Below are 12225 nucleotides of genomic sequence, written 5' to 3'. Positions count from 1 at the left end.
GCTTATTTCTCACTCAGAAGTGTGATACATTTATTGATGTCTCTGATGAGCTTGCTGATTTTCTTCTTGGAAGTTTCCATATCGTCGTCCGTGATTTCAATCATCCTGGCCATCTTCAGACTGTTGTACTCGTGTTGCAGATGCTCTATTTGACGGGTGAGTTCGGCAATTTGTGCCTCTTTCTCTTCCACAGCGATACGCAGTTGCTTTTTCTCTTGTGAGATTTCCTCGTGGCGAAGAATCATCTGTCGGATGCGCGTTGTGAATTGTACCAGTGCATTTTCGTCTGCAATCATATCCTACAATTGGGTTACAAAATTAGTTGAATTAATCGAATATGCCAAATAAAAGATTGCATTTCACGGTATGCTGCAAGGGAGATAGCCTCACCTGCGACCACTTATTTCTTCCCGTCGTCGGCAGGCTTTGGTTCCTTCTTTGCCAGCATAACCACATGGAAGACAAACTCGGTTATCCAACCTTGCGAGAATCCCAAACGGGCATTGTACTTGCGAATACCGATAACGGTTTTCATCACGCCCACATCATCAAAGTCGTTTTTGTTCAGAATATCCGATACAGTCTTCTCTGTCATGGAATGAATGGCCTTTTTGAAGAATGATGGTACGCGCAACTTGAACTTCATCAAATTGCCCATGAGCATCATGGTATCTTGACTGAAGGCCTGAAACTGGAGGAGATAGGTCTGCGCATCCTGCATCTTATGGCAATTACGACGGATACTCCGGTCGATTTCCTTGAAGAAACTGTCATCCATTTTGTAGAGTTCCTTCATCATCTTTTTGCAGTGGGTCTTCTCTCCTATCCCCAATTTGTTATTCACCGTCGGAACTCGCAGCGTTGCTTTAAATGTGCGTAAATCCGGTAAAACGGCAAGGTTTGTGATACCGAGACCGGCTGCCAGCGATGCCTGAAAGTAAACGCGTATCAGCGTCATAAAGTCTTCCATTCCTCCCACTTTGGCATGGCCTACACCACGTTTACCGAATAGATTTGAAAATATACCCATATTTTTATAGATTTCTTGTTTTAACACTGCAAAGTTACTTTAAATCCACGGAATCACAAAACAAAACAGATGCAAAGTGAAGGCGGACATAAGATGCTTTCTAAAAGTTTTCGAGGCAATTTCCGACAGGAAAGCAGCTCAAAAACATGCTGGGAGCAAATCTCCGACCGGAAAACAAATGCCCGATACCTCGCTGTTGAAATCGGGTATTGGGCAGTATGCGGTCAGTTACTGTTCATAAACTCTTGCAGTATGTCACAATGTGTGATGTAGTCTCGTTGCGTCTTGTCTCGTCTTACGCAAGCAGCCAATTCACGATAAGCGGGATAAACGGGCGAGTACGGAGGGATGTCTGAGAACCACTCACCATGCTCGTAGGTGCAGCCCCATACCTCAATTTGATAACAGATGTAGGCGATGGCAAAGAGGCTTTTCGCCTGCAAGTCTTTGTCTTTGCTCTTTTTGCTGATGTTCAGATAAGCAATGGCTGTAGCAGCAAAGTCCTTTTCGTTGACACGCGCACTGTCATCCCAACTCTGCGTATTGTGCGTCAGATACCAGCAGTCGCCATAACAGGAGGCTTGGTAGTAGCGTGTGGCCAAATCGTAGGCCATGCCACGCTTGCCTTCTCCCTCGCGGGCGAGCGAGAACCGACGCTCTAATTGCAGCATCTCGCGGCAGAAGTTTACTTTGGGATTCTCCGTCATATTAGGGCGATCGGCCGTTTCATCGCTATCCTGTTCGGGTGCCCGTTGCCTCACGAACCACCGCTCCTTTTCATAGTCACGGTCATCGGCATAAAACGAAATATCTGTAGCATTGACATTTTTCATAGAAACCCTTTCGAGATATGTGAGTGCCGTGGCAAAATCCCCCCGTGCGATGTACTTTGTGCCGATGAGATCGTTGAACATATCATCGCCTCTATAGATACGCGAGAATGCGAACCGCTCGATTGCATTTGCGGGCGTGCCGGCAATGTAACGGAAATAATCGCGCAACTCGTCGGCAGTCATTTCGTCGAGCAATTCCGTATATTCCCACCCGAAATAGTGATACTCGCTGTTCTCGGTGTCGACATCACTGCTTTCTTCATTGAACTCATATTGTTCTACGGGCAAACTCAATTCGTCCATCATACCGATAAGGGCGACGGCCAACTGTTTCTGTCCGCCGTCATACAGTTTTGTTTTCAGTTCATTATAGACAATGCGGTCGAGCACGCCGTTGAAATAGGCATTCTTCTGTTCCTTTCCCTGCTTAATCAACCACGCAAACTCTGTAGAGAGGTAATCGTAATAAGTATTATCCAAGGGCTTGGCAGCTGTGGAAATCAGCAGACGTATGCAGCGGATGCTGTTTTTCGTGCGGGTATCGGTCTGCATTTGCATGGCCTTGTTGATCGCTTGCCAAGCCTCGTCGTTACTATCCATATCATAATACAACATCGCTGAAACGGCCAACCACATGGCTTTGTTGCGCACGGCAGGATGATGCAACACGTCCTTCTCGATAAACGAAAGGAGGACGATTCTGTCATCCTCGCGGGCTTTGTCGTCGGCTGCATCTGGGTCTGCCTCATAGCACGAGTTGCTTCCATTGATGAAATACTGCACAAGATAGGTCAAGGCCGGCGAGTTAGGGTCTTCCTTGTAAATCGTTTGTATGCCGGCAATGTTGCGATATTTCCGCAGTGCCCAACGCACGCTCACCCAGTCGCCCTGCTCGACATAGATATCGCAAGCGCGGCGAAACGCCCCGGTGTGGAGCAAGGCGTTGGCATAGAGGCTTCGCATCATATCGCGGTAAACGCCTTTCGTGCAATCGGCAGCCGTTTGCAACCAGTAGGTGCGATTGGTAGCATACTCACCCAACAGCAGATTGGCACGCATGTAGAGCAGTGCATATTGGGCTTTCATGCGAGTGCCTTTGTAGGAAAGCCCCACGGTCTGCATGTTGCGAAGGATGCGTTTTCGCTCAGTCAACTGCTGCTTGGTGGGATATTCCCATACGTCAGACAGTTCTTCGCAGATGTGGTTGTACTTCACTGTCTCTTTCAAATACGTTTCCATTTCGACATCACCCTTTCGGCGGGCAGCAGCAAACAGACGTTTACAATTGTTTTCAAAAAAGTAAGCGGCTTCGGAATACACAGGCTCGCGCTTCCACTGCGCGCGCACGGAGCCTTCGCCCACATACTTCAGCCAATAGTCCACCAATTGCTTTTGAAACAGGAGGCGGGCATCGCCGGAATCGTTGTCGTATTCGTCGTTGTAAAAGATATTAAACACATTCGTGTCGTGCGTAAAATACTCACCTGCACAGGCCATTCCGCGCAGGCACGATAGAACGAACAAGATGTTAAGGATGATAAATCTTCTCATATTCGGATGGATTAAAACGGGTCAGATTATCGGTACTCATATCGTAGAGTATGATTTCGTTGTTGGCATCGGGACGCATGGCTTCCACGGCATTGCGGGCATCGATGATGTCGCCCAGTGCAGGCATTCGGGTAATGATGCTGTCTGTTGAGAGAATGGGATATTCGTCTTTGCTGTGAATCACGCCTACGAATCGACCACGGCGGAACAACAGACGGAACTTAAAGAGCGGATAGGCTGTGTTCAATGTCAGTGCATATCGCTTCAGATGTCGCAGATAGGGACGTACCACCGCCATGTCAAGAATGGGTTTATGGTCATCAAGTCGTCTGAAATCTCCGGTATTATACATCATCAACGTGCCTCGCTCCACCGGCGGCACCTCCATAGAGAGCTGATGTAGGCGGATGGTGGTCGACAGCACGATGCCTTGTTGTGCAGCCCGTTCGCGTAGCTCACGCAGAAAGTCGTAGTAACGCTGTCGGGTGGAGGCTGTCCAGTCGCAGTCTATTTGCAGTTCGCGAATCTTCGGAATGTCGTTTGTCTCGTTCATTTGTAGCACCCGTTTCAGCAATTTCTCCGCTAAATCGGGTTCCTCGTGCCGCATGCAGTCGTTCAATATATAGATGGTGGGCACTATTTCTATGCCTTTGGGTATCGCGGAGTGGAAGTCGATGGTGGCATTGGGCACGGCTTGTCCCTCGCGGTTGTCTACTACATCGAAGTATCTCACATAGAGACGACTGATGCGATGTGTCGACAGAAAGGCCTGCTGTGTGCTGTCTAAAGCAAACGTAGTGCTCCAATAGTAGGCTCCACGTACCATTTCTGTCTCATGTCCTGTGTTGCAGGAGACCACGAACAGCAGACTCATGCCCCATAACAATTGTTTCTTCATTGCATTGCAAATATACATTTTTTCCGTCACTCCCTGACCTAATCGCATCAGTTTCTCATTTTCGGTCTACATCGTCCCCTCATATTCCCTCCCTCCTATCTCATTGCTCATAGAAAAGGGTGCGGATATTCTAAATCCACCTCCTTTTCTCATACTCTCTTTTGTGTTGTCTGTAGATTCATCGATGTTTTTATGTCGGCCGAAAGATACTTTTAATCTGTAACTTTTTACCCCGTTTTTGTTTTGATTCTTTAGTATTTGATACTCAAAAGCTTGAGATTACAATTTGGAAGGGTCGTAAAGTTACGATTGATAAGTCGGCATCTGTACCCTGTACAAATGCCGGTTGTTCTATGTACAGGTGGCGTTTTACATGGAAGATCGGCAACCTTTCTTGAGACAAATCGTATTCTTTAATGATTGAAAGATAAGTGCAGAAATGGAGCTCGCTATTCGCTTCGCACAGCGAACTTCGTTTCCTGAGCTTGCGTTGTATCTTATGTCATTATAAGTATGGTATTGAGAATATCCTCTTTATCCTAACGGAGATAGTTGGGCGGCAGTGGATGTCTGTTGGACTGCACTATCGGTTGAGCAGCGGATAGGCAGCTTGCAGAAGTTTGTTTCGCAGTGCCGGCGGATAGTTGGGATGAGTTTCCACAAACGTTTCCACAATGTGTTTAGCCTCGTCGCTGTCGTGTCCTGCGAGCAACGCCATGACCCAGTCTTTCGCAAAGAATATGTCGCCAGTGCGTTGTACCTCTTCCAGCACGTTTAATCCGGGCAGGATGTATTCCAAAGCCTGTTGTTGCCGCAACGGATGGTTGAGTAGTGAGAGTAGCGATGCTGCCCAAGGCTCTACCTTTCGGTTTTCTTTCTTGAGCAAGGAGCGAAACAGTGCTCGTCTCTCCTCCACATCGGGTGTGCAGGCACGGCTGATGAAGTCGAATTCTTCCTTACGGTCGGCACTTGTAAGTCGGCTCCTCTGTGTATCGAGAATGGCGCGCCACTCTGCCGGACGGCGGATGGCAAGTTGGTAAGCGAGGCTTGTATAGTCGCGCTCGTTCAGTTGCTTGTTGCTTTGTTGCTGCCATACGTCATAGAGATGGGCAATGAGGGTTGTGTCGGTAGCTAAGCTGAAGAGCGACCTCACCAGCCTTTGCCGGCACGACACGAGGGAATGGGAGAGGCTCATATACCACATTTTACGCTCCATTTGTAGTCTCGGTTCACCATGAAGACGGCTCATGACCGACGACATATAGTTGCAGCATGCCGATGCTACCAGCGGGTCTTGCTCCCATTTCAGGCCTCGAAGCAGCGAACGAGCAGTTTGTTCGTCGGAACAACGGTGCATCAGTCGGTTTTCATAGATATTCATGAGGGCAGCCATGCGTGCTTCGGCACTCTCTTCTTCTGCCCATGTGGCAAGAAGGTAGTTCAATGCGCGGTCATCGAGAACGAAACGTCCGTAGGTACTGCCGTCGCAGTTGGGTATCACGAAGCGCAGTCTGTCTGACACGGGTATGCGTACATCACCCTGTCCCATGGTCACTTCCTTTATTTCGTAGGGTGTCTGTGGATGTATTTGAGCATCTTTTTTATCCGTTTGTTCGTCGTCGTTATATACGAGTTTCAGCTTCAGTCGCTGTGTCCATCGGCAGCCTCTGCCGTAAGGATCGGTTTCCCGCACCGTAAGTATGCCGTCTTTCGCCTCGCACGAAATCGTAGGCAACCCTTTTGATTTCACCCATACATCGTTGAATTGTAGTACCCGCGGGTCTTTCTTTGCGAAGATGTTTACCAGATTGTCCCATGTAGCATTGCCATAAGAATAGGTTTTTAAGTATTCGGAAAGGCCATCGCGGAAGTTCTTTTCGCCGATAGTCTCTTCGAGTTTGCGCATCATGACAGGAGCTTTGCAGTAGATGATATTGCCGTAGAGCAGGCCTGCGTTGTTAAGATTATCAAGCGGTTGCTGAATGGGGTGTGTGCCCTGTGTGCGGTCTTCGGTAAGGGCACGTGTCTGATAGGAGCGTAGGAAATTGAGCGGATGGTCGATGTCGGGATATAAGGGCTGCATGATTTTGGCAGCCAAGTAGTTGGCAAAAACCTCTTTTGTCCATACATCGTTGAACCAACGCATGGTTACGAGGTCGCCAAACCAGTAATGAGTGGTTTCATGTGCAAGGAGTTCGGCGCGTCGGAGCAGCTCATCAGGTGTGGGCGTGGGGCCTAAGAAGATGGAGTTATGCTTGTAGAGCACGGCTCCCGGATGCTCCATCCCCCCGAATTGGAAGCCCGGAATCATGATGAAATCGTATTTTTCAAACGGCATCTTTATACCGGTGTAGTCTTCCAACCAGCGTTTGGAGTAGGCAATCTGCCGAAAAACTTCGGGTAATTGCGAAACTTTTGCAGTGTCGGTCTCGCGATAATAGGCTGTCATAGGGAGACCGTCGCATACGGTAGATGTCTTTTGGAAACGTCCGACCACGAAAGAAAACAGATAGGTAGGCAGAAGTCGGGTCGTACCAAAGGTGTATCGCATGCCTTCAGAGATAGAAACAGAATCGACGATGGCCGTGTTGGACACCGCACACCAACCGTTTGGTACGGTCAGCGTCAGCGTAAACTGTGCTTTCAGATTGGGTTGGTCGAAGCAAGGGAACAGCATTCGTGCCTTGTCGGGTACCAACAGCGTGTAGAGAAAATCGGTATGGCGGTTTAAAGCCTTGTCGCCTGCTGTGAACTGCAACGCAACGGTGTTCTTGCCTTTTCGTATAAGCGAGCGAGGAAGCACTATATGCTCGTTTACTACGGTGGCATTGGCTTTTTGTCCGTTTACCATGATGGTGTGGAGTTGGTTGGCATCGGCTTGGAAATCGAGTACCACTCGTCGGGTCTTGCTGACGAATGAGATGATGGCTTCTCCCTTGACAACACCTTCTTTAGGTATGGTGAAGTTGAGGTGGTAGGCAGGTTGACTGATGGTCTGTTCCCGTAGGTCAGCCAATTTCAGTGGAACACCTCGTTCCTCTTGTGCCGTAGCGGGCAGAAAGGGAATGAATAAGAGGGCTAAGAGGATGGCGGATAATAAAAGGTAAGGATGTGCTTTTTGTGTAGTCATATCTTTGTTTTGTAGGTATTACATATCGGAATTGTCTTTGTTACAGAAGTAGTTCGCGCACCTCTGCATTGTTCATCTTCATGATCTCATTCATCGGCTTGTCGAAGTACACACTCTGTATGGCTTTATTGATAATGCCGTGACCGACGGCAAGCACGGTACAATTGGGAAAAGTCTGTCGCAGGAAGCACAGAAACTTGTGGGCACGTGCACGCAGCGCATCGAGTGTTTCAACGTTTTCCGGCCACTGACGGCCTTTCAAATCAGGTATAAACGCACCGGTAAAGTCACCCCAATCTCTCTCTCTTAGGAGTGGAGTAGTAGTCACTTCTTTTCCGTGAGGTTCAGCAATCACACGGCATGTGTCGATAGAGCGTTTCAGGTCGCTTGAAAGGAAAGCATCGATAGACTCATCCCTTAGTCTGTCTCTTACGTCGCATGCCTGCTGTAGACCATGCTCAGTGAGTTCACCCTGACATTGGCCTTGAAGTATCTGTTTTACATTGTCTATCGTCTCTCCATGACGAACCAACCATAGTCTTGTCATCTTGTTTTCGGTATTTGTGTGGTGGCCATTTATATGCGTGTTGATACATTTCTGGCCTTTCGGTACATGAATTTCAGCACAAAAGTATAAAAAAGATTGCTCATATAAGAGATAGTTCGTACTTTTGTCCGCATAAATATCACCAACGAACGGAAAAGAAATGAAAGTCATACAGAGTATTTATGTGCGCGCATTGTGTGCTATTGTAGTAGGCGGATTGCTGATTATGTATCGTGAGGAGACCGTAACTTGGCTCACGGTAGCCATCGGTGTATTGTTCTTTCTCTCGGGTATCGTATCCTGTGCCACCTTCTTTGCCTTGCGCAGAGCTTCCAAAGATACCTCAGACGGCGAAACGTTGGCAGAGTCGTCATCTGCTGTCCGTCCTGCATATCCCATCGTAGGTGCGGGAAGTCTGATATTGGGTGCCATTCTTTCACTGATGCCTGACACTTTCATTGCTTGGCAGGTATATCTTTTAGCCGCCCTTCTCATCCTCGGAGCACTCAACCAATTCGTAGGATTAGGCTCGCTTACGAAATATTGTCGTATAGGGCTCTTCTATTGGATGCTGCCGTCGTTGGCACTTCTTGTGGGCATCGTGGCTATTGTGAAACCGTCTTTTATTGCCAGCGCACCGCTTCTTATCATAGGATTAACTATGATTCTTTACGGAGTGACCGAATGTCTGAACGGTATTAAATCTCATTCTGTCAGGCGAAATATCGAAGCAAAAGCTGCGGAAATACCCCTTTCGGACGACGAGAATAGTGCTTCCGTTACCGAATAGCTTGTTTTCGGTAATATAAAAGGATGGCACTCTTCCCTGTGAGTGTCATCCTTTTTTAGTGATTACCTATCCTTTTCCTGCTCCTTTGGCATACTATTTGTTTGTGATATGGCAAAAATTTAATGACGAAAAAACAAATATCATTATGGCAAAAGGCAACATTGGGGTAACAACCGAAAACATATTCCCCGTTATTAAGAAGTTTTTATACTCAGACCATGAAATCTTTCTGCGTGAAATGGTTTCCAATGCGGTAGACGCTACACAGAAGATGAAAACGTTATCAGAACGTGGTGAGTATAAAGGAGACTTGGGTTCGCTCACCGTTTCTGTGCAATTGAATAAAGAAAAGAAAACCATCACCATCAGCGACCATGGCCTTGGTATGACAGAAGACGAGATAGATAAGTATATTAACCAAATAGCTTTCTCTGGCGTTACAGACTTCTTGGACAAATACAAGGACAATGCCAATGCCATTATCGGTCATTTCGGACTTGGTTTCTATTCGGCTTTCATGGTAAGCGACAGGGTGGAAATCATTACTCGTAGTTATAAAGAGGATAGCAAGGCCGTGAAATGGAGTTGCGATGGTTCCCCCGAGTATGAGGTAGAAGAGGTGGACAAGGCAGAGAGAGGTACGGACATCGTATTGCACATTGCCGATGACTGTAAGGAATTTTTAGAGAAAGAACGCATACAGGCACTTCTGAACAAATATTGTCGATTCATGGCCGTGCCCATTGCTTTCGGAAAGAAGACAGAATGGAAAGATGGAAAGCAGGTGGAGACCGGCGAGGACAATATCATCAACGATGTCGCCCCCCTTTGGACGAAGGCACCGAGCACGTTGAAAGATGACGACTACAAACAGTTTTACCACACATTATACCCCATGCAGGATGATCCGCTCTTCTGGATTCATCTCAATGTGGACTACCCCTTCCATCTTACAGGAGTGCTTTACTTCCCTCGTGTGCAATCGAATCTTGACTTGCAGCGTAACAAAATTCAGCTCTATTGCAATCAGGTCTTTGTTACCGACCAAGTAGAGGGTATCGTACCCGAGTTCCTGACATTGCTTCATGGAGTCATCGACTCACCCGACATCCCGTTGAACGTGAGCCGCAGCTATCTGCAAAGCGATGCCAATGTGAAGAAAATCTCATCGTATATCACCAAGAAAGTGGCCGACCGTCTTAACACGCTTTTTAAGGAAGACCGTAAGGACTATGAGAAAAAGTGGGACGATTTAAAGATATTTATCAACTATGGCATGCTGTCACAAGAAGATTTCTATGATAGAGCCAAAGAGTTTGCACTCTTTAAAGATACGGAAAACAAGTTCTTTACCTTTGAGGAGTATAAAACGCTTATCAAAGACAGCCAGACCGACAAGGACGGACAGCTCATTTATCTGTATGCCACTAACAAAGAAGAACAGTATAGTTATATTGAGGCTGCTAAAGCAAAGGGATATAGCGTGCTCATGCTTGACGGACAACTCGACGTACACATGGTTTCCATGCTTGAGCAGAAGTTTGAGAAGAGTCGCTTTGCCCGTGTAGATGCCGATATTATCGACCGTTTGATTGTAAAGGAAGAGAGGCACGAGACCTCGCTCACAGAGGAAGAAAGTGCCAATTTGTCACAAACGTTCCGTTCACAGTTGCCCAAGATAGAAAAAGTAGAGTTCAGTGTAGAAGTACAGGACTTAGGAGAGAATGCACAGCCGGTGCTCATCACGCAGAATGAATGGATGCGACGGATGAAAGATATCAGTCATTTTCAAAGCGGTATGAACTTCTATGCACAGATGCCCGATGCCTTTTCGCTGGTTCTGAACAGCAATCACAGGCTGGTGAAACAGGTGCTTAGCGATGAAGTAGCCCATTGCTCAGAAGCGTTGAAGCCTGTTCTTGCCGAACTCAAAGGCCTGAATGCCCGTCTTGCAGCCCTGCGTCAATCGCAAAAAGACAAAAAAGCAGAGGAGATAACGCAGGAAGAGAAAGACGAGATGGCTAAAACCGAAAAGGCCGTGAGCGAAGAAACGGAAAAGAAAAACGGCATCATTGCCGATTATGCTGCAAGCAATCAAATCGTTAAGCAGTTGATAGATTTGGCCTTGTTGCAAAACGGTATGCTGAAAGGTGCCGGACTTGATGCTTTCTTAAAACGTTCTATCGACCTTATTAAATAAGGTGACAATCTTTCAGTTCATCTGTAGCATGACAGTCTTAGCCGAACGGCGAGGCTTTTATTCCTCTCCAATGGCGGGCTGATGACCATGAAATAGCGATGTGGAACCCTCCGTATCGCTATTTTATGGCTTCAAAAGAAACGAATGAAATAGAAGATATTAACGATTATTGGCTAAATGTTTTCTCTATTTTAACACATGTGTAACTGTATTTTTTGTAATTTTGCAACGTTTTCTCTGTAAGTTTTATGTATTAAATTGGTATTCAGTAAGTTAGTAAAGATTAAGGTTTATAAAAGATGAGACAGCTAAAGATACAAAAGAGTATAACCAATCGATCGAGCGAAGCCTTAGATAAATACCTCGTTGAGATTGGCCGTGCACCATTGATTTCTATCGATGAAGAAATAGAATTAGCACAAAAGATAAAGAAAGGAGGCCCCGAAGGCGAGCGTGCAAAAGACAAATTGGTGACTGCCAACTTGCGTTTCGTCGTATCGGTAGCCAAACAATATCAGCACCAAGGTCTCACTTTGACTGACTTAATAGATGAAGGAAACATCGGACTTATTAAAGCCGCACAGAAGTTTGATGAGACACGAGGGTTTAAGTTTATCTCTTATGCCGTATGGTGGATACGCCAAAGCATACTTCAAGCTATCGCTGAACAGAGCCGTATCGTGCGTTTGCCACTTAATCAGGTTGGCTCTCTCAACAAGATAAACCACGAAATCAATAAGTTTGAGCAAGAGAATCAGCGTCATCCGTCGGTCTCCGAGCTTTCAGACGTTACCCATATCGACGAAGAAAAGATAGGGCAGAGCCTGATGGCTGATGGACATCACGTCAGTATAGATGCCCCTTTTCAGGAAGGAGAAGAAAACTGCATGCTCGATGTCATGGCCGGTGGTGAAGACAGTCGTACCGATCGTCTCGTAGACCACGAGTCTATGGCACAGGAACTCAATACTGTATTGTGCAAAGTGCTTAAAGATCGCGAGATAACCATTATCCGCGAATGCTTCGGAATTGGTTGTCATGAGAAAGGTCTCGAAGAGATTGGCGACCGTTTGGGGCTTACTCGCGAGCGTGTTCGTCAGATACGAGAGAAAAGTATAGCCAAGTTAAGAGACAGCGGAAACGTTAAAGTCCTCATGAAATATTTGGGATAATCAACTCATTGATAGCCTTCCTCTTTTGGGAGGCATTCATCCATAAAGATAAAAGGTAAGCTTTCACGCGTTGA

The 12225-nt window shown here is 46.8% G+C and carries 9 protein-coding genes; 3 read left to right on the top strand and 6 right to left on the bottom strand.

Annotated features, from left to right (window positions below; genetic code table 11):
• Window positions 1–2: 2 nt before the first annotated feature.
• From HMPREF0658_RS04580 to HMPREF0658_RS04555, 6 genes are all read right to left on the bottom strand, one after another.
• Window positions 3–296 carry a hypothetical protein gene (locus tag HMPREF0658_RS04580; protein ID WP_006948957.1) on the bottom strand — a complete coding sequence of 98 codons (294 nt, stop codon included), beginning with the start codon at window positions 294–296 and terminating at the stop codon, window positions 3–5.
• Window positions 297–400: 104 nt separating this feature from the next.
• Window positions 401–1030: a hypothetical protein gene (locus HMPREF0658_RS04575; protein ID WP_024990958.1), complete on the bottom strand. Its 630-nt coding sequence runs from the start codon at window positions 1028–1030 to the stop codon at window positions 401–403.
• Window positions 1031–1254: 224 nt separating this feature from the next.
• The gene (locus tag HMPREF0658_RS04570; protein ID WP_006948951.1) at window positions 1255–3414 is read right to left on the bottom strand and encodes a hypothetical protein; all 2160 of its coding nucleotides are present in this window, start codon (window positions 3412–3414) and stop codon (window positions 1255–1257) included.
• Window positions 3392–4312, bottom strand: coding sequence for a hypothetical protein (locus HMPREF0658_RS04565; protein WP_024990959.1), 921 nt, complete (start codon window positions 4310–4312; stop codon window positions 3392–3394). Before HMPREF0658_RS04565 ends, HMPREF0658_RS04570 begins: the two co-directional genes overlap by 23 nt.
• 583 nt (window positions 4313–4895) lie before the next feature.
• On the bottom strand, window positions 4896–7442 hold the full coding sequence (locus tag HMPREF0658_RS04560) for a M1 family metallopeptidase (protein ID WP_006948949.1): 2547 nt from the start codon (window positions 7440–7442) through the stop codon (window positions 4896–4898).
• A 40-nt stretch (window positions 7443–7482) separates the two neighbouring features.
• A complete protein-coding gene (locus tag HMPREF0658_RS04555; protein WP_024990960.1) occupies window positions 7483–7989 on the bottom strand; it encodes a histidine phosphatase family protein in 507 nt (168 codons plus the stop codon).
• A gap of 160 nt (window positions 7990–8149) precedes the next feature.
• Between HMPREF0658_RS04555 and HMPREF0658_RS04550 the strand changes: the two genes are divergently transcribed.
• From HMPREF0658_RS04550 to HMPREF0658_RS04540, 3 genes are all read left to right on the top strand, one after another.
• Window positions 8150–8779 (top strand): DUF308 domain-containing protein, encoded by a 630-nt coding sequence (locus tag HMPREF0658_RS04550; protein ID WP_006948947.1) that lies wholly within the window; start codon window positions 8150–8152, stop codon window positions 8777–8779.
• A 145-nt stretch (window positions 8780–8924) separates the two neighbouring features.
• Window positions 8925–10979 (top strand): molecular chaperone HtpG, encoded by a 2055-nt coding sequence (htpG, locus tag HMPREF0658_RS04545; protein WP_024990961.1) that lies wholly within the window; start codon window positions 8925–8927, stop codon window positions 10977–10979.
• 299 nt (window positions 10980–11278) lie between these two features.
• On the top strand, window positions 11279–12151 hold the full coding sequence (locus HMPREF0658_RS04540) for a sigma-70 family RNA polymerase sigma factor (RefSeq protein ID WP_006948941.1): 873 nt from the start codon (window positions 11279–11281) through the stop codon (window positions 12149–12151).
• Window positions 12152–12225: the final 74 nt, after the last annotated feature.

The organism is Hoylesella marshii DSM 16973 = JCM 13450 (assembly GCF_000146675.1).
Lineage (GTDB): Bacteria > Bacteroidota > Bacteroidia > Bacteroidales > Bacteroidaceae > Prevotella > Prevotella marshii.
This window is presented reverse-complemented; position numbering and strand designations above follow the sequence as displayed.